The organism is Paraprevotella xylaniphila YIT 11841 (assembly GCF_900683745.1).
Lineage (GTDB): Bacteria > Bacteroidota > Bacteroidia > Bacteroidales > Bacteroidaceae > Paraprevotella > Paraprevotella xylaniphila.
Genome location: NZ_LR215980.1, coordinates 975,274 through 997,867, shown reverse-complemented (window position 1 = coordinate 997,867; position 22,594 = coordinate 975,274). Strand labels below are relative to the sequence as shown.

The following is a 22,594-nucleotide window of genomic DNA, read 5'->3' as shown; positions in this document are numbered from 1 at the left end:
ATGCAGGATATATTCTGTCATGGATTTACGACATTTTGCGGTTTACCTTGTAGGAATGCACGGATGTTTTCTTCACAAATGCCCATGAGCCGCAGGCGGGCTTCCCGTGTGGCCCAAGCGATATGCGGGGTAAGATAGGCATTAGGGGCTGAAAGCAGGGGATGGTCTGCCGATGGCGGTTCGGTGCTTGTCACGTCTGCACCGTATGCGGCAAGGGTGTTGTTTCTAAGGGCTTCTGCTACCGCCTCTTCATCCACTAACGGGCCGCGTCCGGTATTGATAAGGATGGCTCCCGGTGTCATGAGCGCCAAGGTGTGCGGGTTCACCAAATGGTGGGTCTCCGGGGTGAGCGGACAGTTCAGGCTGATGACATCGCATGCGGAGAACAGCTCTTCCATTGTGGACTTCCGAATGTCGGTACCCAACTGAAGAGGGCTTTTGGAGGTGCAGGCATATACTTCCATGCCGAAAGCCAAGGCTATGCGTGCGGTAGCCATGCCGGTATGCCCGAGTCCCACGATACCCATTTTCTTACCGGACAGTTCCATGAGAGGCGTGTCCCAATAGCAAAAGTCCGTATTGCGGCTCCAACGTCCCTTACGGTTTTCTTCGGCATAATGTTCCACGCGGTTGGTAATGGCCAGTAGGAGGGCGAAGACCATTTGGGCTACCGAACGGGTACTGTATGCCGGGATGTTGCAAACGGGAATCCCGTGTTTGCGGGCAGCTTCGGTATCTACCACGTTGTAGCCCGTAGCCAATATGCCGATATATTTTAGATCCGGCAAACGGTCGAGGTGTTCAGCTGTGATGAGGGTCTTGTTCGTTAGCAAGATATCTGCTCCTTCGGCGTGTGCATAAAATTCTTCGGCCGAAGTCCGTGGAAACACTGTCAGTTCTCCTAATTGTGCGATAGGCTCCCAGGAAAGGTCGCCGGGGTTTAAGCCGTAGCCGTCTAATACAGTTATTTTCATAGGTTTCTGTTTTATTTTCCGTTAATCTTGAAATTCATGCGGCGGTAACCGACCAGTTTGTCGTAACGCCCTCCGTTAGGGCGATGGTATACCAAGATGATGTATTCGTTTTCCGTCTCATAAAAGTTCCCATCCGTCCGTCCGCTGTTTCCTTGGGTGTCACCGTCCGGCACGAAGAGATAATTATAATTATAATATCCTTGTTTCAGGAGGGCGGTGGCTTCGTAGGCCTGTGTTTCCCGGTTGTATGTCATGCGGTATTCGGGGATGAAGCGGTTGTAAGTCCATTCTCCGTTCAGGTAGACTTCTCCGCCGGGCAGTTGAGGACTTTTCAAGGTGAAATGCGTGAATACATAGTCGCAAGTGGTGGCCACGTCTTCGTCGTCGCTGTTGCGGATGATAAAGGCACCGTTTTGGTCTTCGTCATACAGATAATTCCGGGCGGTTTGATTGGGATAGAGCGTGGCGTGGTAATACGGGTCGAACCATTCCATCCGGTCTACGTTCAGTGTAGGGACATGTACGTCCAGAATCTCGAATTTGTGGTATTCGTTACCTGCCGGGAAAATCAGTTGGCGGTTGTGCGTGAATTCAATCTTATTGGCAGCCTGGATGTTGGGCTTGGGATTGACCACACAGTTATCCCACCGGCGGTTTTGCATCACTACGGTTTTCAGTTCACGATGTGGGTCGATGACTTTTACCAACCCGTAGTTGACGGAGAAATCCACTTGCTGGTGGGATTTGTTGAAGTCTATGTCCGTATTGGTACTGACGGTAGCTCCTATTCCTACGCCCGGTTCCACCAGACTGAAACAGGCCGTAAGGACGGGGACAGGTTCGTCGCCCTCGTCGTTGTAGACCGTGAGTTTATAGTTGCCGGACAACTTGAGCGAAATGTTTTCGTTCGGAATCCGTAGTGAGTAATGGGTGTAAAGCACGGTCGTATTGAAGCTTTTCTCGTAGTCTTCTATCGGTTCCCCGTTGAACCCGTTCATGTAGTCGGATTCAAAGATTTCTGTCGATGGGGACCAGTCTGCATTGCAATGTTCCACCTTATATATATAGCGGTGGTATTCGTGTGAGAACTCGTCGAAACCGATTTCCAGATGATTCCCCCCCCCCAAGTTCATGATGGGAGGCTGCAACGGGTCGTCATTTACGACGACTTGCAGGGTGTGCAGTTGACGGTCCAGGATTTCATGCCGTTGTGCAGTTGTTGCCGATACACAACATAGCAGGCTTAAGAGTACGGTTATCTTTTTCATACTGCAAAATTACGCTTTTTTTCGGATGCCTTATCAGGTTTTTATCTTAACTTTGTCTGCAACCTTTTAAAATGATATGATGTCACATCGAATGTTAGGACTGTTCGTCGGAGGGGCGATGATGTGTCCATTAAGCCTGTCGGCACTGACTTATACGAAAGAAGATTCGTTGAAAGTGGTGCAACTCCTTGATGCCGGAAAAAAACAAACGAGAGGAACAAACCTGACTTTGTTTTTTGCGGAGCAATTCATCGGGGTGCCTTACGTGGCTTCCACTCTCGAAGTAAATCCGGCCGAAGAGTTGGTTGTCAATTTACGTCAGTTGGACTGTACGACGTTGGTCGAGAATGTGGTGGCTTTGACTCTGGCCGTAAGAGAAGAGCATCCCACATTTGTTTCTTTTTGCCGGAATCTGGAAAAAATACGTTATAGCGGAGGGCAGTTGAACGGCTATTCTTCCCGTAACCATTATTTTAGCGAATGGATAGCGAGTAATGAAAGGCAGGGCATCGTGAAGGAAATAAAAGGAGAAAAAAGCGAGGGTTATCGGCCTTTCATTGCCGTACAACGTCTGCGTTTGGATTATATGAGTACGCATCCAGGTGCGTATCCGATGTTGAAAGGAAAGACAAGCGAGATAAGCCGTATCCGCAAAAATGAACAAAAGTTGGAAGGTGTTTCAGTGAGGTACGTGCCTTTGTCGCTGTTGGACAAGGGGAAAGGCGTGTTGGGGGCGATTCACGATGGAGATATTTTAGCTATCGTGACCCGAAAGAAAGGGTTGGACACATCGCATTTGGGATTGGCCGTGTGGCAGAAGGGAAGCCTTCACTTGCTTAATGCTTCCAGTATCCATAAGAAAGTGGTATTGGAATCCATGACATTGAGCGAGTACATGAAGAAACACCCCTCCCAATTAGGAGTGCGGGTGGTACGTGTCATTTGAACAGGTCGATGTGTTTCATTTGCCGCATGATGGCCGTCTGCCGTTTCAGCATGTACCGTGACGGGTCTTTGGAACTGTATTTAAGCGGATTGGGTAATGTGGCGGCTATCAATGCACAGTTGGCACGCGTAAGTTTCTCGGCAGGACGCCCGAAATGTTGTTGTGCCACGGCTTCGGCGCCATATATGCCGTCGCCCATTTCGATGGAGTTCAGGTAGACTTCCATAATCCGTTGTTTGCTCCAACATAATTCGATTAAAGCCGTGAAGTATGCTTCCAGTCCTTTTCTGACCCAAGAGGAAGTCGGCCATAAAAACACGTTTTTGGCAGTTTGCTGACTGATGGTGCTACCCCCGCGTCTGCGTTTCCCGGCTATACGTTCTTCCACGGCATTTTGGATTTCTATTACATCAAAACCGTGGTGCTGAAGAAACCGTTGGTCTTCGGAAGCCATGACGGCTACGGGTAAGTATTTGGACATTTCATCCAAAGGAACCCAATGGTGTTTCAATCTGATTTTTTCGCCCCGTCCGACCTGTTGTGCACAGCGGATGAACATGAGCGGGGTAACAGGTACAGGGACAAAACGGTAGAGGATAACAAAAAAGATTGTACTCCCGAAGAACGAGAGTACAATCCATTGAATCAGTTTCTGGATTTTTTTCATCTTTCCGATTAGTTGCCTGCCTGAGCTTGGGCTTCCTGAATCATTTTTTCACTGGCGTACAAATAAACTTCCACACGGCGGTTCTGCTCGCGTCCGGCAGCCGTACTGTTGTCGGCTACGGGGTCAGCTTCTCCCAAACCTTCCACCGAAGTTATCTGTGTAGACGAGACTCCGCATTGTTTCAGGTAATTGGAAACGGAATTAGCCCGTTGCAATGACAGGTCCATATTTTTTTGCACGCTTTGGGCTGCCGTGCTGTTTTTCCATCCCTGATTGTCGGTATACCCTTTAATCGCCACGTCCATGTCCTTGTTTACATTCAATACCGTGCTAGCAAATTTGGCCAATGAAGCGGTAGCATTGCTGCTTAAAGCCGAACTGCTGGTGTTGAACAGGATACCAGAGTCGAACGTTACTTTCACTGCTTGCAAGCCGTTGGCATCTGTTACGCTTTCCACTTGCGCGTTTTCCACTTGTTGCGCCGCAGCTTTGGCTTTATCCATTTTCTTTCCGATTAACGCACCTACACCTGCACCCACGGCTACGCCCACAGCAGCACCGATTCCGGCTCCTTTGCCTTTATTGCTGGATGCCAAGGTTCCAATCAATGTACCCAACGCAGCACCACCGCCGGCACCGATCAGTGACCCCTTGCCGGTATTGTTCATGTTTCCTCCACAACTGCTTAAAAGCATACCTGCACTCAGTACGAGTGCGCAAAACTTCAATCCTTTCATAGTTATAACTTTTTGAATTTTTAAATCATGAGCAAAATTAGATATTTTCTACCGAATAGCCGCATGAAAAGGAAACTTTTTGCTAATTTTGCAAACTGTTTATAGATATTGATTATGGCTAAGGAACTTAAAGATTTGACCAAAAGAAGTGAGAATTATTCTTCATGGTATAACGAATTGGTGGTGAAAGCCGATTTGGCCGAACAGTCGGACGTAAGAGGATGTATGGTGATAAAGCCTTATGGTTATGCCATTTGGGAGAAGATGCAGCGGGTATTGGATGATAAATTCAAGGAGACCGGCGTGCAAAACGCTTATTTCCCGCTGCTGATTCCTAAATCGTTTCTGAGTAAAGAGGCCGAACATGTAGAGGGATTTGCCAAGGAATGTGCCGTGGTGACGCACTATCGCTTGAAGACCAACGAGGACAAGACCGGCGTGGTGGTAGACCCGGCGGCCAAGCTCGAAGAGGAGCTGATTATCCGTCCTACTTCCGAGACTATCATTTGGAATACTTATAAAAATTGGATTCAGAGCTACCGCGACCTGCCCATCCTTTGCAACCAATGGTGCAATGTGATGCGTTGGGAAATGCGTACCCGGCTTTTCCTCCGCACGGCCGAGTTCTTATGGCAAGAAGGACATACGGCACATGCCACGCGTGAAGAAGCTGAGGAACGTGCCAAGCAGATGTTGAAAGTATATGCCGATTTTGCCGAGCAATACATGGCCGTGCCCGTCGTGCAGGGCGTGAAGAGCGAGACGGAACGTTTTGCCGGCGCTTTGGACACTTATACCATCGAAGCCATGATGCAGGACGGGAAAGCTTTGCAGAGCGGTACGTCGCATTTTTTGGGACAGAACTTCGGAAAGGCATTTAATGTGCAGTTTATCAATAAAGACAATAAGTTGGAATATGCCTGGGCTACTTCCTGGGGAGTGTCCACCCGTTTGATGGGTGCGCTCATCATGACGCATTCCGATGACAACGGTTTGGTATTGCCGCCGAAGTTGGCTCCCATTCAAGTGGTCATTGTTCCTATATATAAGAATGCGGAACAGCTGAAAGCCATCGACGAAAAAGTGGAAGGCATCGTTGCCCGTCTTCGTGCATTGGGCATTTCCGTGAAGTATGACAATGCCGACAACAAGCGTCCCGGCTTCAAGTTTGCCGATTATGAGCTGAAAGGTGTGCCGGTGCGTTTGGTCATGGGAGGGCGCGATTTGGAGAATAATACGGTAGAGGTCATGCGACGCGACACGTTGGAGAAGGAAACCCGTACGTGCGACGGCATCGAGGACTATGTAAAGACTTTGTTAGACGAAATACAAGATAACATCTACGCCAAGGCAAAATCCTATCGTGATGCTCATATTTATGAATGTGACAATTACGAAGAATTCAAGGAGCGCGTAAAAGAAGGCGGTTTCTTCCTTTGCCATTGGGACGGCACGGCCGAAACGGAGGCAAAAATCAAAGAAGACACGCAAGCCACTATCCGTTGCGTGCCGTTTGAGTTCGAGCAGACTCCGGGTGTGGATATGGTGAGCGGGAAACCGGCAAAATGCCGTGTACTGATTGCCCGTTCGTATTAAGAGCGATATTTTTTTGTTTTCATGGTTGTTGGCGGCCACGGACTTTTTCTCAGGGGAAGTTCGTGGCCACTCTTGTTTGCGTAGGTTTAACAGGTGGTAATATTAGTTAAACGATAAGCTTTCTTCCGGAATTTTTATTGCACTCTTCATGCAAATCTCTATCTTTGCCCAGTAATTAACAATAATGTTAAACATAAATGTTATTATGAAGAAGGAAGACAATACAGAACAGGCCATTTTGCAGGCTGCTGAAAAGGAGTTTCTCGACAAAGGCTTTGCGTTGGCCAAAACAACCGATATTGCGCAGGCCGCAGGCGTGACGCATGCCATGCTACATTATTACTACCGGACGAAAGAGAAACTGTTTGAACGGATATTCCAGGAGAAGGTGCAGGTCATGTCGCGTTCCTTGTGTGCCACATTTGAGGACGGAAAGCCTTTTTTAAGGCAGTTGGAAGACTTGATTGGGACGCATTTCGATTTCATTGCAGCCAACCCGAGGCTTCCACTTTTTCTACTGAATGAAATCCACCTGAACGAGGAGCGTCGCCGTATGTATTTGCCTATCCTGTTGGAGGCTGTCGCTGAGACACGGCAGAAATTATCTTACGAAATGGAGCGTGCTTTGAAGCGTGGGGAGATACGGGCTATGGGGACGGCAGATTTGTTGTTTTCCATAGTTTCGTTGAATATCATGTCGTTTGTAGGTCTGCCGGTAGCTCGCGAGGCATTCGGCATGAGCGAAGAGGACGTGCGCTTGTTCGTGGCGCGTCGCCGGGAAGAGAACGTGGAGATGATATTAAGCAGGTTAAGAAAATGATAAAGACTATGAAACGTTTTTGGGTATGGGCCATGGGAATGTGTGCCTTGCAGGGGACGCTGAGTGCCCAGTTGACGTTGGAGGCGTGTTATCGTGCAGCGCGGGAGAACTATCCTTTGGTACGGCAGTTCGATTTGATTGAGCGTACAAAGGATTTCACCGTGGAGAATGCCACGAAAAGTTATTTTCCCCAACTGAGCTTTTCGGGAAAGGCTTCATATCAGTCGGACGTGACGAAGATGCCCTTTAGTATTCCGGGGGTAGAGTTCGGTTTGGACAAGGACCAGTATCAACTAGTATTGGAGCTGAACCAGACGATTTGGGACGGGGGAGCCGTACGTAACCGTAAAGAGGAGGCCCGGGCCAAATCCGAGGTGCAGAAGGGACAGTTGGAAGTAAACCTTTATGCCTTGGACGACCGGGTGAACCAATTATTCTTCGGCATGTTGCTCATAGATGCCCAGTTGGCACAGAACGCCTTGTTGCAAGCCCAGTTGGCACGCAACCATGGCCAAGTGAGTGCGTGCATGCAGCAAGGGGTAGCCAATCAGGCCGATCTGGATGCCGTAGCGGTGGAACAGTTGAATGCCCGGCAGACAGAGGGTGAGCTACGTGTCAATCGTAAAGCATATGCCGAGGTGTTGGGATTGCTGACCGGCCGGAAAGGGATTGATGCGGAACGGTTGGTCAAGCCGTCTGCCACTGTGGAGCCGTTGGAGGAAAACCGCAGGCCGGAATTGTCGCTTTATGAATCGCAAAGGCGGCAGTTGTCCGTACAGGAGAAAGGTTTGACAGCCCGTTATATGCCCAAGTTGGGAGTATTCGCCCAAGGAGCCTACGGCGACCCCGGGCTGAACATGCTGAAAGGAGGGTTTGAACCTTATTACATTGCCGGACTACGGTTGAGTTGGAATATCAGCGACTTGTACACGCGGAAGAACGACAAAAGGCTGTTGGCTGCAAGTCGCGATGACATCGACGTGCAGGAGGCTGTATTCCGCTTGAACAACCGGATGGAGGCGGCGCAGCATTGGCGTACGGTGGAGAAGATAGATACCTTGATGAAGAATGACGACGAGTTGATAAGGTTACGCACCAACATCCGGAAGTCGGCCGAAGCCAAGGTCGCGAACGGCACGCTCACCGTGACGGAAATGTTGCGTGAAGTGACGGCCGAAGATCAGGCCAAGCAGGCCAAGGCCCTGCATGAGATACAACGCTTGCAAGCCTTATATGATATCAAATATACGATGAATCATTAAAAGTAGAATGAATATGGACATTTGGAATAAGTTATGGCGGGGCGGGTTGGACAGTCCGGTCGCCGTAGGAAAGACGGAGTATGGATTCAAACGGGGAGCCCGGGACATTTGCGGCGCGGCCTTGTTGGGATTGTTTGCGGCGTGCAGCGGGGCAGACACGGATTTCGACGCCACAGGAATCTTCGAATCCACGGAAGTCATCGTGTCTTCCGAAGCCAACGGCAAAATCATGGCATTGAATCTGGAAGAAGGCGATGTGTTGGAGTTGGGGCAACAGGTGGGATATGTGGATTCCGTGCAACTTCACCTGAAAAAGTGCCAACTGGAAGCCCAAATGCGTTCCATCGGTAGCCGTAGGGCGGATGTGGCCAAGCAGGTAGCTGCCACTCGGGAACAGATTGCAAAGGCCGAACTGGAAAGAAAGCGCAGCCTGAACCTGTTGGCGCAGAATGCCGGTACGCAAAAGCAGGTGGACGACGTGGAGTCGCAACTGGCCGTGCTGAAAAAGCAGTTGGAAGCCCAGCTGTCTACTTTGAATCTCGGCAACCAAGGCGTGACGGAAGAAGGGGATGCCGCAGAGATACAGATACGGCAGACAGAAGACCAACTGGAGAAATGCCGTATCGTCAGTCCTATTTCCGGTACGGTGCTGACGAAGTATGCGGAACGGGGCGAAGTGACGGCTCAAGGCAAACCCTTGTTTAAAGTGGCGGACATGAAGCATGTCTTTTTGCGGGCGTATGTGGGTGGCGACCAACTCTCTGCGGTAAAATTGGGGCAGGCGGTGAAAGTCTACGCTGATTATGGAGCGGAAGACCGTAAGGAATACAAGGGAAAAATCACGTGGATATCCGGACAAGCCGAATTTACGCCTAAAACCATACAGACGCGTGACGAACGGGCGAATCTGGTGTACGCTGTGAAAATAGCCGTGGAAAACGACGGCTTGCTGAAGTTGGGCATGTATGGCGAAGTCAAATTCAACTAAGGTGTCATGGAATCCATTGTGAAGGTAGAGGGCGTGTCCAAACATTACGGCAGCGTACGGGCTTTGGACGACGTTTCTTTCGAGGTCAGACCCGGAGAAATCTTCGGACTGATAGGACCGGACGGAGCCGGGAAAAGCACGCTGTTCCGCATGTTGGCCACTTTGCTGTGTCCGGAGAGCGGGCGGATTACGGTGGACGGGCAGGACGTTGTGGGGGACTACCGCAAGTTGCGTGCTTGCGTCGGTTATATGCCGGGTCGGTTTTCCCTGTATCCCGACCTGACGGTGGAGGAGAACCTGGACTTTTTTGCCACGTTGTTCGGTACGTCTGTACGTGAGAATTACCATCTGGTGGAAGACATATACAAGCAGATCGAGCCGTTCAAGACCCGCCGCGCAGGGAAACTCTCCGGCGGAATGAAACAGAAACTGGCTTTGAGCTGTGCGTTGATTCATAAACCGGTGGTTTTGTTATTGGATGAGCCGACCACAGGGGTAGACCCTGTCTCGCGCAAGGAATTTTGGGAAATGTTGCGGCGGCTGAAGCGGGAAGGCATCACCATCATCGTCTCTACACCTTATCTCGACGAGATACGGAGTTGCGACCGTATGGCATTCCTCTACGGCGGTGCGGTCAAGGGGATAGATACCCCCACCGTCATGTTGGAACGGTTTGCCGGTATCCTGTGTCCGCCGGGCTTGCAACGCGAACCGGCCGGAGCCCAGTCGGAATGTGCCATCGAGGTGCACGATTTGGTGAAACGGTTCGGGACGTTCACGGCTGTAGACCACATCTCCTTCCGTGTGGGGAAAGGCGAAATCTTCGGTTTCCTCGGGGCGAACGGGGCAGGCAAGACCACAGCCATGCGCATGCTGTGCGGCTTGTCTTATCCCACGTCGGGCACGGGGCGCGTGGCCGGTTTCGACATCAACACCCAACAGGAAGAAATCAAGAAACATATCGGTTACATGAGCCAGAAGTTCTCGTTGTACGACGACCTGAAGGTGTGGGAAAACATTCGCCTGTTTGCCGGTATTTATGGACTCTCGGACGAGGTGATAGCCCGTCGCACGGACGAAGTGCTGCATACGTTGGGACTGGAAGCAGAGCGGAACACGATGGTCAAGTCGTTGCCCTTGGGATGGAAACAAAAGTTGGCTTTTTCTGTGGCTACTTTCCATCGTCCGGACATCGTGTTTCTCGACGAACCGACCGGAGGGGTCGACCCTAAGACGCGACGCCAGTTCTGGGAACTGATCTATCAGGCAGCCGACCAAGGTATCACCATCTTCGTCACAACGCACTATATGGACGAGGCCGAATTTTGCGGTCGAGTGTCCATCATGGTGGACGGAAAGATACGGGCATTGGATACGCCCGAAGGCTTGAAACGTACTTTCGGAGAAAAAGACATGGATGGAGTGTTTCACCGTTTGGCCCGTGAGGCCACACGTAATGCAGAAATTTGCGGGTAAGAGAGCGCAGACCGAACTTGTTCGGTGTCTGCCGAGCGTGATCAAATTATTCAATAAAGATGAAACAGTTTTGGGCTTTTATCAAGATAGAGTTTTTCCACATTTTCCGCGACAGGCGGACGATGCTGATATTGTTGGGCATGCCGGTGTTGCAAATCATTTTGTTCGGTTTTGCCATTACTACGGAAATCAACCACAGTCGTGTGGCAGTGCTCGACCCGTCGAAAGATGCCGTCACAACGCGTATTACGGAGCGGATAGATGAAAACCGTTATTTCTCAGTCGTAAGATATTTATCATCGGCTTCTGAGATAGAGTCCGTGTTCCGGCATGACGAAGCGGACATCGTGGTGGCTTTCACGCCTGACTTTGATGAAAGCTTGCGTACGGGTGAATCCGGTATACAACTGGTGGTGGATGCTACGGATCCGAATACGGGGAATATGATGTCCGCTTATGTGCAGGGCATCATTGGGCAAGCCCTGCAGGAAGGACAGCAAGCCGGATTGGAGGTGCAGACGCACCTCTTGTTCAATCCTCAGATGAAGAGTGCCTATAATTTCGTACCCGGCGTGATGGGGCTGATACTGATGCTGATTTGCGCGATGATGACTTCCATTTCCATTGTACGAGAGAAAGAGACCGGTACGATGGAAGTCCTGTTGGTGTCGCCCATCCGGCCTATTTTTATCATTCTGGCCAAGGCCGTACCCTACTTGGTACTTTCTTGCGTCAATCTGGCCACGATATTGCTGCTGTCGGTCTACGTGCTGCATGTGCCGGTGGAGGGCAGCCTCTGGACGCTGTCTTTCCTGAGCCTCCTTCTGATTGCGGTGGCTCTGTCGTTGGGATTGCTCATTTCATGTGTGGTACAAAACCAAGTGGCGGCCATGATCGTGTCGGGTATGGGACTGATGATGCCTGTCATGTTGCTTTCAGGCATGATTTTTCCCATAGAGAGCATGCCGGCTGTCCTGCAGTGGATTTCCAATATCATTCCGGCAAGGTGGTACATACAGGCCGTGAAGAAGGTGATGATAGAAGGCTTGGGCATGGCCGCCGTATGGCATGAGGCGTTGATACTGTCCGGCATGGCGGCTTTGCTCATCGGGCTGAGCTTGAAGAAATTCAAGGAAAGGCTAGAATAATACGGACGTAAAAGAGGAAAACTTATGGTACTGAAATATTTAATAGAAAAGGAGTTCAAGCAAATGCGGAGGAATCCCATCATCCCCCGGCTCATTTTGGTGTTTCCCTGCATGATGATGATTCTGATGCCGTGGGCAGCCAATCTTGAAATCAAGTACAACAACCTAGCTGTGGTAGACTTGGACCATTCTGCCTTGTCGCGCCGTCTGGTGGAGAAAGTGGCTTCCACGGATTATTTCAATTTGGTGGAGAACGCACCGGATTACGGCCGTGCATTGGAGAGCGTGGAGCGCGGAGAGGCGGATGTCATTCTGGAGATTCCGCGTGACTTTGCCAAATCTTTAGGCACGGGGCGCCCCGTGGAACTTCAGATTTCGGCCAATGCCATCAACGGAACCAAAGGTGGACTGGGCAGTTCTTACCTTTCTACGGTGGTAAACGATTTCGTGAATCAGGAATTGGGAGGCACGGGTATGGCCCGTTTGTCCGTACTTAACTTGTATAATCCGCATCTGAATTATAAAGTGTTCATGGTACCGGCTTTGCTCATCATGATGCTGACGTTGCTTTGCGGCTTTCTTCCTGCATTGAATATCGTGAGCGAAAAAGAGGTGGGCACGATTGAACAGTTGAACGTCACGCCGCTCAACAAGTTCGTGTTCATCCTGGCTAAATTGGTGCCTTACTGGATTGTGGGGCTGGTGGTCCTGTCTATCGGCTTGGTGTTGTCCGCCGTGCTCTACGGCATTGTGCCGTCAGGCAGTTTGTGGCTGATATATTTCTTCTCGTGCATTTACATTCTTACGATGTCGGGTTTCGGGTTGGTTATTTCCAATTATTCTGCCACGATGCAGCAGGCCATGTTCGTCATGTTTTTCTTCCTGATGGTATTCATCCTGATGAGTGGCTTGTTCACCCCCGTGCGCAGCATGCCGGACTGGGCGCAGTGGATAGCGGCTTTCAATCCGTTGACCTATTTTATTCAGGTCATGCGTATGATTTTCCTGAAGGGATGCGGGCTGACCGACTTGTGGCCGCAGTTCGGCAAGATGCTGTGTTTCATGTCGGTGTTTGCCGGAGTAGCCGTGTGGAGTTATCGGAAGACAAATGCCTGATAGCCCGTGCCGGTCATCTACGGCGATAGATGACATGCCGAATGATTTACAAAAACGAGTCGTGGGAAACTTGTGGGTTTTAATTTGGTAAATCATTGTAATACAGTGGAATAAAAACGCCTTGCAGGAAATGTGTCAATCTCTGCAAGGCGTTGTTTTTTTCTGCGCCAAACGATTTTTCAATCTCAGGCGAACGATTTTTCAATCTCCTGAGATTGATTTTCCGTTCTGCGGCGAACGATTCGGGCGTTGAATTTCCTTTACGGATTCTATAGCATGAGGAGATTTTCCGGCATACGGAAACCCCGCAGGAAGTCTTCTGTGCGCATCCTTTTCTTGCCCGTCAGTTGGATTTCCTTCAGGCGGAGGTAACCTCCGTCTACGGCCACTTTCAGGTAGGTCTTTCCGTCACTTGCGACAGTGCCCGCCGGTTCGTGGCACGCACACGGCTCTTTCTCCGTTTCGTATATTTTAAGGGTATAAACCTTGCCTGTGGCTTCGTCCTTCATCTCGCTCCACGCGGCAGGGTAGGGCGACAAGCCGCGTACGAAATCATACAGTTGCTTGAGCGTCTTGCTCTGCCAATCCATCCGGCACGTCTCCTTGAAGATTTTCGGTGCCGGGTGCAACGGGCCTTCCACTGCCATCGTTTCTTGCGGTATGGGGCGGACGGCATCGGCCAAGATGTGGTCTACCGTCTCCACTACCAACCGGCCGCCGAGTTCCATCAGTTTGTCGTGCACCACGCCCACATTGTCGGTGTCCGCAATCGGGATGCGCACTTGTTGGATGACCTCGCCGGTGTCGATTTCATGTTTGAGGAAGAACGTGGTGATGCCCGTTTCCGTTTCGCCGTTGATGACGGCCCAGTTGATGGGGGCGGCCCCACGGTATTGCGGCAACAACGACGCATGCAGGTTGAATGTACCCATGGGAGGCATGTTCCACACTACTTCGGGCAACATGCGGAAAGCTACCACGATTTGTAGGTCGGCACGTAGGGAGCGGAGTTCTTCCACAAAGGTTTCGTCTTTCAGCTTGACCGGTTGCAAGATACGCAGGCCGTGTTCCACAGCGTACTGTTTCACGGGGCTGGCTTGCAGTACGTCCTGGTGGCGGCCCATCGGTTTGTCCGGCATGGTGACGACACCGACCACGTTGTAACCTCCTTCTACCAAGCATTTCAGGCTCTCCACCGCGAACTCCGGTGTGCCCATATATACAATTCTCAAATCTTCTTTCTTTTTCATGTCTTTAGTTTTTAGTCGTCGGATAAGTCGGCCAGGGTCTTACGGTAAAGGGTCAGCACGTGCGACTTGCGGATGAAGCCCATGAACGTGCCTTCCGTGTCTACTACCGGGAGCGTCCAAGCCTGAGTCTTGTCTAACGTGAGCAGCACTACGTCCATGGAGTCGTCAATGTTCAGGCGAGCCACCGGCTCTTTCATCAGTTGGCCGATTTGGAAACGGTGGTACAATTCCTGCCGGAACATGATGGGGCGGACATCGTCCAGATAAATGATACCCACCAGACGGTGCTGGCGGTCCACCACCGGGAACACGTCGCGGCGCGAAGCCGAGATGGTTTTTACCAATTCGCTCAAATCCATGTCCGGATACAGGTATTCGTCGTATTTCTCGATAACCGAGTCGAGACTCATCAGCGTGAGTATGGCGCGGTCTTTATGGTGCGTGAGCAACTGGCCTTTCTTGGCCAAACGCATGGAATAGATGCTGTGGGGCTCGAAAGAAATGATGGTCAGGTAGGCACAGACGGATACGATCATCAGGGGCATGAATAGCTGATAGCCTCCGGTGAGTTCCGCGATAAGGAATATGCCTGTCAGTGGGGCGTGCATGACACCGCTCATCAGTCCCGCCATGCCGATCATGGCAAAATTCCGTTCGGGCAAGTAAATGCCCAGACAACGGTAGAAGTTCCAAAGGCGGGCGAAAATAAAGCCTGAGATACAACCCAAAAACAGGCTGGGGGCGAAAATACCGCCACAACCTCCGCCACCGTTGGTGGCCGTGGAGGCGAAGACTTTGAAGATAAGTACCAACGCCAGGTAAAGCAACAACAGGTTGCCGTGTCCGTAGAACAGCGAACTGTCCATCGCCGTGTCCCAGTCTTTCGCGCCGTTCCCGTTCAGCAGCAGGTTGATAAGGTCGTAGCCTTCTCCGTACAACGAAGGGAAAAGGTAAATAAGGATGCTCAGCGTGGCTCCGCCGATGAGGAGCTTGACGTAAGGATTGGAATATTTGCGGAAGATGTCTTCCAGTGAGTTCATCGTGCGGGTGAAATAAAGCGATACCAGTCCGCAGAAGATGCCCAAAAGGATGTAGGCCGGTATTTTGTCTACGGCGAATCCGTTTTGCAGATGGAACTCAAAGATAGTGTTCGTACCCGATACGGCGAATGTCACTCCGGCCGCCGTCACGCATGAAATCAGCAAAGGCAGCAAAGCTCCCATTGTGAGGTCTATCATGAGGACTTCGAGGGTGAATACAAGCCCGGCAATCGGGGCTTTGAAGATGCCTGCCACGGCACCTGCCGCTCCGCAACCCACCAAAAGCATCAGGGTCTTGCTGTTGATGCGGAACAGGCGTCCGAGATTGGAGCCGATGGCCGAACCGGTGAGCACGATGGGGGCTTCTGCCCCTACGGAACCTCCGAACCCGATGGTAATGGCACTGGCTATGACGCTTGACCAGGTGTTGTGGACCTTGATTTTACTTTGTTTGCGTGCGATGGCGAAGAGAATCTTGGTGACACCATGGCTGATGTCGTCCTTTACGACATAGCGGACGAACAGTCCCGTCAGGAAAATGCCGATGACGGGATACACCAGGTAAAGGGCGTTGGAACCAGTGGCATCGAAACGGTAGGTCAGGAGGTATTGTATCTGATGGATGAGCCATTTCAGGAAGAGTCCGGCGAAAGCGGTCAGTACACCGACCACCAAACTAATTATCAGGATGAATTTCTGTTCGCTGAAATTCATCCGCCGCCAGATGAACAGGCGTTCGAAAAATGTGAAATTCCTTTTTACCGCGTTCATAGCTCCTTCCGCTTATTTCCTGATGATGGTCACTTCGCCGTCCGGACGCAATTTGATGATGCTACTGGGAGCTGCTTTTGTCTTTTCTTTCCTGCGGCTTTGCACAATGTAGTCTACCGCGTTTTTTATCTCGTCGCTGATGTCATCGAAACAAGCCGGCGAAGGCTCGCCGCTCACGTTGGCTGAGGTGGACACGACGGCTTTCTGGAAACGGTAACACAACTCTCGGCTGAATTCTTCACGGGTGACGCGTATTCCCACGCTGCCGTCTTCGGCCAACAGGTTGGGGGCCAAGTTCTTGGCCTTGTCGAAAATGATGGTGAGCGGACGGGTGGCATATTCTATCAAGTCCCAAGCCACGTTGGGCACGTCGCTTACGTAACGCTGCAACCGATGGTCGGAGTCTACCAAGCAAATGAGTGCCTTGCTGTCGTCGCGCTTCTTGATGTCGTACACACGGCGTACCGCCTCTTCGTTGGTGGCATCGCAACCGATGCCCCATATCGTGTCCGTAGGGTAGAGGATGACGCCACCCCGGCGCATGACTTCTACTGCCTGTCTGATGTCTTCTTCTCTATTCATGTCCGTTGGTTTGGTTTAAACTTTAAAATTCGCTAGTGAAATGGAATTTGATGTGCTCGAAGTCACTCTGTGCCATCTGGAGAACGTAGTTGCTGTCGGCCAAAAAAACGTCGCGGCCTTCGCGGTCCTTGGCCATGAACTGGTACTTGCGCTTTTTGAAGGCTTCCAACTGTGCTTCGTCATCGCTTTCTATCCAGCACGCCTTGTACAGGCTGACGGGTTCCCAACGGCATTGGGCATTGTACTCGTTCTCCAGGCGGTATTGTATCACTTCAAACTGCAACTGTCCTACCGTACCGATGATTTTCCGTCCGTTGAACTGGTTGACGAAGAGCTGTGCCACGCCCTCGTCCATCAACTGTTCGATACCCTTGTTCAGTTGCTTGGTCTTCATGGGATCGGCATTCTCGATGTATTTGAACATTTCGGGAGAGAAACTCGGCAGTCCGCGGAAATGTATCATCTCTCCTTCGGTCAGCGTGTCGCCGATCTTGAATATGCCGTTGTCCGGCAGTCCCACGATGTCGCCGGGCCAAGCCTCGTCGATGGTGCTCTTCTTTTGAGCCATGAACTGTGTGGGCGAAGAAAAGCGCAGCGTCTTGTTTTGGCGTACATGCAGGTAAGGCGCGTTGCGCACGAACTTGCCGGAACATACCTTGCAGAAGGCGATACACGAACGGTGGTTCGGGTCGATGTTGGCTGTGATTTTGAAGATGAAGCCGCTGAACTTCGGCTCTTCCGGGCGCACCATGCGTTCTTCCGCCTGTATGGGGTGTGGGCTGGGAGCTATCTTTACGAAGCAGTCCAACAACTCTTTCACACCGAAGTTATTCAAGGCCGACCCGAAAAAAACAGGTGCCACTTCGCCATTCAGGTAAGTGTTTACATCGAATGACGGATAAACCCCGTCTACCAGTTCCAGGTCCATGCGTAACTTTTCTGCATCGGCATCGCCTACGTGGTTTTCGAGTGCATCGCTGTGGATGTCCACTTCCACCTTTTCCGTTACCTTTTGCTTGTCGGGCGTGAACAGGTCGAGGCGTTGCTCGTAGATGTTGTACACTCCTTTGAAGCGCTGTCCTTGGTTGATGGGCCATGAGAGCGGGCGTACTTTAATCTGTAATTCCTGTTCCAACTCGTCCAAGAGGTCGAAGGGGTCTTTTCCCTCACGGTCCATCTTGTTGATGAAGATGATGACCGGCGTTTTGCGCATACGGCATACCGTCATCAGTTTCCGGGTCTGCGCCTCCACGCCTTTTGCACTGTCTACGACAATGATGGCGCTGTCTACCGCTGTCAGCGTTCGGAATGTATCTTCTGCAAAGTCTTGGTGTCCCGGGGTGTCCAGGATGTTCACCTTATAATCCCCGTAATCGAACTCCATGACAGAGGTCGTGACCGAGATACCGCGTTGTTTTTCGATTTCCATCCAGTCGCTGGTAGCTGTTTTCTTGATTTTGTTGTTCTTGACTGCTCCGGCCACTTGGATTTGCCCGCCGAAGAGCAATAATTTTTCGGTGAGTGTGGTCTTTCCGGCGTCCGGATGGGAAATAATAGCAAAAGTCCTTCTTCTTTCTATTTCATTCATACGTCTCGATGCGTCGGTTTAATTCTGTTCTAATTTCTGTATACACTCGGCCAGCGAGTCTTCCCAATAGGGAATGTCGATGTGGTAAGTCTCTTTGATTTTGGTTTTGTCGAGTACGGAATAGTGGGGCCGTGCCGCCGGTGCGGGATATTCTTCCGTATGGAGCGGGCGCACCTTGCAGGTGGTGATGCCGGCTATGCGGTGGATGGCTTTGGTAAAGTCGTACCATGAGATAGCTCCCTCGTTGCTGAAATGGTAAATTCCGGGAACGAAATCTTGTGTCAGTACGGCAAAGATGGCCGCCGCCAGGTCGCGTGCGTAAGTCGGCGTGCCGATTTGGTCGAAGATGACCCCGAGACTCTCTTTTTCCCGGCCTAACCGCAACATGGTCTTGACGAAGTTGTTGCCGAAAGTGGAGTAGAGCCATGCCGTGCGGATGATGACCGATTCAGGGCAGTTCCGCATGACGGCTTCTTCTCCTGCTAGCTTGGTGCGGCCGTATACCGTAGCCGGGCATGTCGGTTCTTCCTCGCGGTAGGGGATGTGTGTAGTTCCGTCGAACACGTAGTCCGTAGAAACCTGTATCATGCAGCCGCCTTGTTCATGTACTGCTTTAGCCAAATATCCCGGAGCAATGTGGTTCAGTATGTTACAGAAAGCATCGTCTGCTTCGGCTTTGTCCACAGCCGTATAAGCCGCACAATTCACGACGCAGTCAATGCCGTTCGTCTTGACGAATGACTTTACGGCATTTTCGTCGGTGATGTCCAACTCTTTCACGTCTGTGAAAAAATAATTGAACTCCGGATACCCGGTAGCCAAAAGCTGCATTTCATTGCCCAATTGGCCATTGCAACCTGTTACTAAAATATTTTTCATATCATTTGTTTCCTTTTGTTCATTCAAATTTCAATTCGCCTGCTTTATCTTGTTTATAATAGTCGGACAGCATGGCCAAAAGTTTGGTGATGTCGGCCACGGCCTTGGCGGTCTCGTCGCTTATCGGTTTGTGTTGCAGGCGGAGCAACATCACGCCGTAGAGGGCATCGAAACAGTTTTCCAATTCCGGTATGTCCTTTTTGTCGCCCTTATTGCGAAGTTCCACAATGTAAGGGAGTGCCTTGTAATAAGCAGACGTATAGAATGGGAACTTGGAAGATTGCAAAAGTTGGTTGTGCAAATCGGTGAGCCACAGGATGATGTTCCGGTTGATTTGCAGGTGGCCACCCTCCTGTATGCCTTCTTCCTTCATCATGCGGATGAGATGGCTGTACCATTCTTCCATTTCTTTTTCCGTTTCCTCCGTGGCTCTGAACTGTGCCAGATAGTTCTGTTTGAGTTCATCCGGATCCAAGTGGTGGGCACGGAGAATATCTTCCACCTGCCACATATAAAGCAGGTATTCGGCAATGTTTTTTTCTTTCAGTTGTTGGGCTATATACATATATTTATAACGATAAACCGGTCAGCGTGACGGCAAGCCCCACGATAGAGGCCACAATGACAACCACTCCTATGAGCCTGTTCAGCAAATAGATGCCTTTGACATCGAAACGGCTGCGCACTTTGTCTATGAAATAAGTCAAGACGAACCACCATATCATGGCTCCGACGAACACGGACAAGTAACCTAAGGATTGCTGTACCACGTGGTCAGGGACGACAAAGGTGAAACGGGCGAACAACGCCACGAACAGAAAGATGATGAGTGGGTTGGAAAACGTGACCAGAAAACCGGTCACCATATTGTGTATAAGCGTGCCTTTACGGGGAGAAGTCGGGCGGATGGATTTCGCCGGATTGCAACGGTAAGTGTACCATCCGAAAAAGAAGAGCATGATGCTGCCCGCCATCTGCAGGTAGAACATGTTGTCTTTGTTTTCAATGAAGTCTACCACGAAACTCATTCCGAATCCCGTTATCAAAGCATATATGATGTCGCTGAAAGCTGCTCCGATTCCTGTGACGAAACCATACCAACGCCCCTTGTTCAGTGTACGTTGGATGCAAAGCACTCCGACAGGTCCCATGGGAGCGGATGCCACCACGCCGATGAGCAATCCCTTTATGATTAAATCTAATGTACTAACCGGTTCAAACCACATAATAGGTGCAAAATTGGCATTTTTTCATGAGACTATAAAGAAAAGTCCGTTCTTTTTTTATTTTTCGTGAAAAAGAGTTTTTTTCTTTTCGCGGTTACATCTGTTTTTCTTAACTTTGAAAACTGTTATAATTAACTTTTATGTATTTTATATGGCTATGGAAAATAAACCTTATGTAATAGGGCTTGATTTAGGGGGAACTAATTCGGTTTTCGGCATTGTGAATGCGGAAGGAAGCGTGGTGACTTCAACGTCTATCCGGACGAAAGGACAGAACGATTTGGATGTTTATATGGACAGTGCTTGTGCGGCTTTGGCTCCGATGATAGAACAGGTGGGCGGTATCCAGAACATCAAGGGGATGGGAATCGGTGCGCCTAATGGTAACTATTACACCGGTAATATTGAACTGGCGCCCAACTTGCCGTGGAAAGGAATCGTCCCGTTTGCGAAGAAATTCAGTGACCGGTTGGGGATTCCCGTGGTATTGACAAACGATGCCAATGCTGCGGCTATCGGCGAGATGACTTACGGGGTAGCTCAAGGGATGAAGAACTTCATCATGATTACCTTGGGTACCGGCGTGGGCAGCGGTATTGTGGTCAACGGTGAGTTGGTCTACGGTTGCGACGGGTTTGCCGGAGAGTTGGGGCATGTGATCGTGGATACCACTCCGGAAGCCCGCTTATGCGGTTGCGGTCGTAAAGGGTGTTTGGAGACTTATTGTTCGGCCACGGGCGTGGCTCGGACGGCTCGTGAGTTTCTCGCCAAGCGTACGGACGACACGGAGTTGCGTAAAATCCCGTTGGAGGAGATTACGTCGAAAGATGTATCCATCGCAGCCGAGCACGGCGACCAACTTGCACGCGATGTATATAAGTTTACCGGTGAATTGTTGGGACGCTCTTGTGCCAATTTTACCGCCTTCTGTAGCCCGGAGGCATACGTGTTTTTCGGTGGGCTGACAAAAGCCGGTAATCTGATTATGGACCCTATAAAAGAGGCATACGATGCCAATGTGCAGAACATTTTCAAAGGAAAGGCCAAGATGTTGATTTCCCAAATGGATGATGCACAAGCGGCTGTGGTAGGTGCTGCGGCATTGGCTTGGAAAATTTAGTGACAGCTATAGATATGAGGTTGTGACGAAAGAGTATGTTTTGTATTTGTAGCCTAAGTCCTAGCTGCAGCAAAAAAGTTGATGGCAAAATGGAATTAGATGCGGGGATGATATTACCTGTAATGATTTCTTAAAAGACCTTGGCTTATGATGAAGCATACATTGTTCTCTCTTTCTATTTTAGTCTTGTGTAACTCTTGCGGTGATAGAAAAGAAGAAGCTAATATACGTGATTTGTCGGAAGTAAATAATACTATATCAACTTGCTCTTTTATAGAGCAAGTTGATTTTATTCCTCTTCATGAAAAAGATTCATTTTTATTGGGGGAAATCAATGCTATACGTAAGTATGACGGTAAATGGTATGTTTTGGATAATAAGCAGAAAACAGCGATTGTTGCTTTTGACTCGGTAGGTCAACCTGTTTCTCTATACGATAAGACCGGAAATGGAAAAGGGGAATATATTACCTTGGAACAAGGTAAGGCAAGAAAAATATTTCAAGCTGAAAGCGATATGTATAATGTTGCGGGTACGGAACCTGTTTTTATTAGGGATGGTGACAATCTGTACTTCCATACGGAACAGTCGGATGCCTTGTATGAAATTAAGGATTTTGAATTTGTCCCGGTTGTATCTTTAGATTATCCATTAAAGAAGGAAACAGAGCAAATTTTGCATAAAAGGTATTATGGAGATTTGAATGTACAAGAACGAATGAAGTATGTAAGGCCTACTGTAAATTGTGTGATAGGCAATGACACGTGCCTTTCTTTTATATATAGTAGGATGCTATATTATATTAATATGCCTTATGAGAATCATTATATTAGTTCCGTATTAAAAATTGATTGCGGAAGATCGACTATAAAAACAGGAAATCAACTAATAAGTTGGGAATATATCTCAGAATATAATCCGGAGAGTTATAGTGACGATCGTTTATATAAGGGAGTTAAGGTAAATCACCCTGTAATGAATGATAGTTTAAGGCGATCAGGAAATCCAATGTTGGTATTATATACTCTAAAAAAGACTTTTGGAGAGTAAAACGTATACTGTTCCAAATGGGAAGATAATGTTCAACAAGTAAATTTTTCAAGTCTATATGTATAAAGCCGGCCTCAAAATCACTTTTGG

Annotated in this window: 21 protein-coding genes; 10 read left to right on the top strand and 11 right to left on the bottom strand. The window is 49.8% G+C overall.

Going from position 1 to position 22,594, the window contains the following annotated elements; translation table 11 throughout:
• Window positions 1-17: 17 nt before the first annotated feature.
• Together E0E47_RS04000 and E0E47_RS03995 are read right to left on the bottom strand one after the other, a co-directional pair.
• Window positions 18-974 (bottom strand): D-2-hydroxyacid dehydrogenase, encoded by a 957-nt coding sequence (locus tag E0E47_RS04000; RefSeq protein ID WP_130892951.1) that lies wholly within the window; start codon window positions 972-974, stop codon window positions 18-20.
• 11 nt (window positions 975-985) lie between these two features.
• The gene (locus tag E0E47_RS03995; RefSeq protein ID WP_130892950.1) at window positions 986-2,242 is read right to left on the bottom strand and encodes a type IX secretion system plug protein; all 1,257 of its coding nucleotides are present in this window, start codon (window positions 2,240-2,242) and stop codon (window positions 986-988) included.
• 76 nt (window positions 2,243-2,318) lie between these two features.
• Between E0E47_RS03995 and E0E47_RS03990 the strand changes: the two genes are divergently transcribed.
• Window positions 2,319-3,188 (top strand): N-acetylmuramoyl-L-alanine amidase-like domain-containing protein, encoded by an 870-nt coding sequence (locus E0E47_RS03990; RefSeq protein WP_418809975.1) that lies wholly within the window; start codon window positions 2,319-2,321, stop codon window positions 3,186-3,188.
• Here E0E47_RS03990 and mtgA read toward each other — a convergent pair.
• The gene (mtgA, locus tag E0E47_RS03985) at window positions 3,181-3,855 is read right to left on the bottom strand and encodes a monofunctional biosynthetic peptidoglycan transglycosylase (RefSeq protein ID WP_008625370.1); all 675 of its coding nucleotides are present in this window, start codon (window positions 3,853-3,855) and stop codon (window positions 3,181-3,183) included. The genes E0E47_RS03990 and mtgA overlap by 8 nt on opposite strands.
• A gap of 8 nt (window positions 3,856-3,863) precedes the next feature.
• Window positions 3,864-4,592, bottom strand: a complete 729-nt coding sequence (locus tag E0E47_RS03980; RefSeq protein WP_008625369.1) for an OmpA family protein — start codon at window positions 4,590-4,592, stop codon at window positions 3,864-3,866.
• A 114-nt stretch (window positions 4,593-4,706) separates the two neighbouring features.
• Here E0E47_RS03980 and proS point away from each other — a divergent pair, with 114 nt between their 5' ends.
• The 7 genes from proS to E0E47_RS03945 all read left to right on the top strand — a co-directional run bounded on the left by proS (window position 4,707) and on the right by E0E47_RS03945 (window position 12,998).
• Window positions 4,707-6,188 (top strand): proline--tRNA ligase, encoded by a 1,482-nt coding sequence (gene proS / locus E0E47_RS03975; protein WP_008625368.1) that lies wholly within the window; start codon window positions 4,707-4,709, stop codon window positions 6,186-6,188.
• A 205-nt stretch (window positions 6,189-6,393) separates the two neighbouring features.
• Window positions 6,394-7,008, top strand: coding sequence for a TetR/AcrR family transcriptional regulator (locus tag E0E47_RS03970; protein WP_040602564.1), 615 nt, complete (start codon window positions 6,394-6,396; stop codon window positions 7,006-7,008).
• 8 nt (window positions 7,009-7,016) lie between these two features.
• Window positions 7,017-8,270 carry a TolC family protein gene (locus E0E47_RS03965; protein WP_130892949.1) on the top strand — a complete coding sequence of 418 codons (1,254 nt, stop codon included), beginning with the start codon at window positions 7,017-7,019 and terminating at the stop codon, window positions 8,268-8,270.
• Between the two features lie 7 nt (window positions 8,271-8,277).
• Window positions 8,278-9,258, top strand: a complete 981-nt coding sequence (locus tag E0E47_RS03960) for an HlyD family secretion protein (RefSeq protein WP_130892948.1) — start codon at window positions 8,278-8,280, stop codon at window positions 9,256-9,258.
• Between the two features lie 6 nt (window positions 9,259-9,264).
• Entirely contained in the window at window positions 9,265-10,734 is a 1,470-nt protein-coding gene (locus E0E47_RS03955; protein ID WP_130892947.1) for an ATP-binding cassette domain-containing protein, read from the top strand.
• Window positions 10,735-10,793: 59 nt separating this feature from the next.
• Entirely contained in the window at window positions 10,794-11,882 is a 1,089-nt protein-coding gene (locus tag E0E47_RS03950) for an ABC transporter permease (protein WP_130892946.1), read from the top strand.
• A 24-nt stretch (window positions 11,883-11,906) separates the two neighbouring features.
• Complete coding sequence (locus E0E47_RS03945) at window positions 11,907-12,998, top strand: ABC transporter permease (protein ID WP_130892945.1); 1,092 nt, start codon at window positions 11,907-11,909, stop codon at window positions 12,996-12,998.
• A gap of 269 nt (window positions 12,999-13,267) precedes the next feature.
• Here the strand turns inward: E0E47_RS03945 and fmt are convergent, their stop codons facing one another.
• The 7 genes from fmt to E0E47_RS03910 are packed head-to-tail and all read right to left on the bottom strand — an operon-like array spanning window position 13,268 to window position 20,334.
• Window positions 13,268-14,248: a methionyl-tRNA formyltransferase gene (fmt, locus tag E0E47_RS03940; protein WP_130892944.1), complete on the bottom strand. Its 981-nt coding sequence runs from the start codon at window positions 14,246-14,248 to the stop codon at window positions 13,268-13,270.
• Window positions 14,249-14,259: 11 nt separating this feature from the next.
• Window positions 14,260-16,059 (bottom strand): chloride channel protein, encoded by a 1,800-nt coding sequence (locus tag E0E47_RS03935; RefSeq protein ID WP_130892943.1) that lies wholly within the window; start codon window positions 16,057-16,059, stop codon window positions 14,260-14,262.
• A 12-nt stretch (window positions 16,060-16,071) separates the two neighbouring features.
• Window positions 16,072-16,641 carry an L-threonylcarbamoyladenylate synthase gene (locus E0E47_RS03930; RefSeq protein WP_008625350.1) on the bottom strand — a complete coding sequence of 190 codons (570 nt, stop codon included), beginning with the start codon at window positions 16,639-16,641 and terminating at the stop codon, window positions 16,072-16,074.
• 22 nt (window positions 16,642-16,663) lie between these two features.
• Window positions 16,664-18,229 (bottom strand): peptide chain release factor 3, encoded by a 1,566-nt coding sequence (locus tag E0E47_RS03925; RefSeq protein WP_008625348.1) that lies wholly within the window; start codon window positions 18,227-18,229, stop codon window positions 16,664-16,666.
• A gap of 18 nt (window positions 18,230-18,247) precedes the next feature.
• Entirely contained in the window at window positions 18,248-19,108 is an 861-nt protein-coding gene (gene rfbD, locus E0E47_RS03920) for a dTDP-4-dehydrorhamnose reductase (protein ID WP_172604648.1), read from the bottom strand.
• Window positions 19,109-19,127: 19 nt separating this feature from the next.
• Window positions 19,128-19,673: a DUF4924 family protein gene (locus tag E0E47_RS03915; protein WP_008625344.1), complete on the bottom strand. Its 546-nt coding sequence runs from the start codon at window positions 19,671-19,673 to the stop codon at window positions 19,128-19,130.
• Between the two features lie 4 nt (window positions 19,674-19,677).
• Window positions 19,678-20,334 carry a LysE family translocator gene (locus E0E47_RS03910; protein WP_008625341.1) on the bottom strand — a complete coding sequence of 219 codons (657 nt, stop codon included), beginning with the start codon at window positions 20,332-20,334 and terminating at the stop codon, window positions 19,678-19,680.
• Between the two features lie 151 nt (window positions 20,335-20,485).
• Between E0E47_RS03910 and E0E47_RS03905 the strand changes: the two genes are divergently transcribed.
• Complete coding sequence (locus E0E47_RS03905; protein ID WP_130892941.1) at window positions 20,486-21,454, top strand: ROK family protein; 969 nt, start codon at window positions 20,486-20,488, stop codon at window positions 21,452-21,454.
• 147 nt (window positions 21,455-21,601) lie between these two features.
• Window positions 21,602-22,504 carry a 6-bladed beta-propeller gene (locus E0E47_RS03900; RefSeq protein WP_130892940.1) on the top strand — a complete coding sequence of 301 codons (903 nt, stop codon included), beginning with the start codon at window positions 21,602-21,604 and terminating at the stop codon, window positions 22,502-22,504.
• Window positions 22,505-22,594: the final 90 nt, after the last annotated feature.

Bases quoted from the DNA above. Each gene is read 5' to 3' on its own strand.
- proS (WP_008625368.1), top strand. From the start codon at position 4,707: ATGGCTAAGGAACTTAAAGATTTGACCAAAAGAAGTGAGAATTATTCT.
- E0E47_RS03950 (WP_130892946.1), top strand. From the start codon at position 10,794: ATGAAACAGTTTTGGGCTTTTATCAAGATAGAGTTTTTCCACATTTTC.
- E0E47_RS03930 (WP_008625350.1), bottom strand. From the start codon at position 16,641: ATGAATAGAGAAGAAGACATCAGACAGGCAGTAGAAGTCATGCGCCGG.
- mtgA (WP_008625370.1), bottom strand. From the start codon at position 3,855: ATGAAAAAAATCCAGAAACTGATTCAATGGATTGTACTCTCGTTCTTC.
- E0E47_RS04000 (WP_130892951.1), bottom strand. From the start codon at position 974: ATGAAAATAACTGTATTAGACGGCTACGGCTTAAACCCCGGCGACCTT.
- E0E47_RS03965 (WP_130892949.1), top strand. From the start codon at position 7,017: ATGAAACGTTTTTGGGTATGGGCCATGGGAATGTGTGCCTTGCAGGGG.
- E0E47_RS03980 (WP_008625369.1), bottom strand. From the start codon at position 4,592: ATGAAAGGATTGAAGTTTTGCGCACTCGTACTGAGTGCAGGTATGCTT.
- E0E47_RS03915 (WP_008625344.1), bottom strand. From the start codon at position 19,673: ATGTATATAGCCCAACAACTGAAAGAAAAAAACATTGCCGAATACCTG.
- E0E47_RS03925 (WP_008625348.1), bottom strand. From the start codon at position 18,229: ATGAATGAAATAGAAAGAAGAAGGACTTTTGCTATTATTTCCCATCCG.
- E0E47_RS03905 (WP_130892941.1), top strand. From the start codon at position 20,486: ATGGCTATGGAAAATAAACCTTATGTAATAGGGCTTGATTTAGGGGGA.
- rfbD (WP_172604648.1), bottom strand. From the start codon at position 19,108: ATGAAAAATATTTTAGTAACAGGTTGCAATGGCCAATTGGGCAATGAA.
- E0E47_RS03960 (WP_130892948.1), top strand. From the start codon at position 8,278: ATGAATATGGACATTTGGAATAAGTTATGGCGGGGCGGGTTGGACAGT.
- fmt (WP_130892944.1), bottom strand. From the start codon at position 14,248: ATGAAAAAGAAAGAAGATTTGAGAATTGTATATATGGGCACACCGGAG.
- E0E47_RS03900 (WP_130892940.1), top strand. From the start codon at position 21,602: ATGATGAAGCATACATTGTTCTCTCTTTCTATTTTAGTCTTGTGTAAC.
- E0E47_RS03910 (WP_008625341.1), bottom strand. From the start codon at position 20,334: ATGTGGTTTGAACCGGTTAGTACATTAGATTTAATCATAAAGGGATTG.
- E0E47_RS03990 (WP_418809975.1), top strand. From the start codon at position 2,319: ATGATGTCACATCGAATGTTAGGACTGTTCGTCGGAGGGGCGATGATG.
- E0E47_RS03955 (WP_130892947.1), top strand. From the start codon at position 9,265: ATGGAATCCATTGTGAAGGTAGAGGGCGTGTCCAAACATTACGGCAGC.
- E0E47_RS03935 (WP_130892943.1), bottom strand. From the start codon at position 16,059: ATGAACGCGGTAAAAAGGAATTTCACATTTTTCGAACGCCTGTTCATC.
- E0E47_RS03945 (WP_130892945.1), top strand. From the start codon at position 11,907: ATGGTACTGAAATATTTAATAGAAAAGGAGTTCAAGCAAATGCGGAGG.
- E0E47_RS03995 (WP_130892950.1), bottom strand. From the start codon at position 2,242: ATGAAAAAGATAACCGTACTCTTAAGCCTGCTATGTTGTGTATCGGCA.
- E0E47_RS03970 (WP_040602564.1), top strand. From the start codon at position 6,394: ATGAAGAAGGAAGACAATACAGAACAGGCCATTTTGCAGGCTGCTGAA.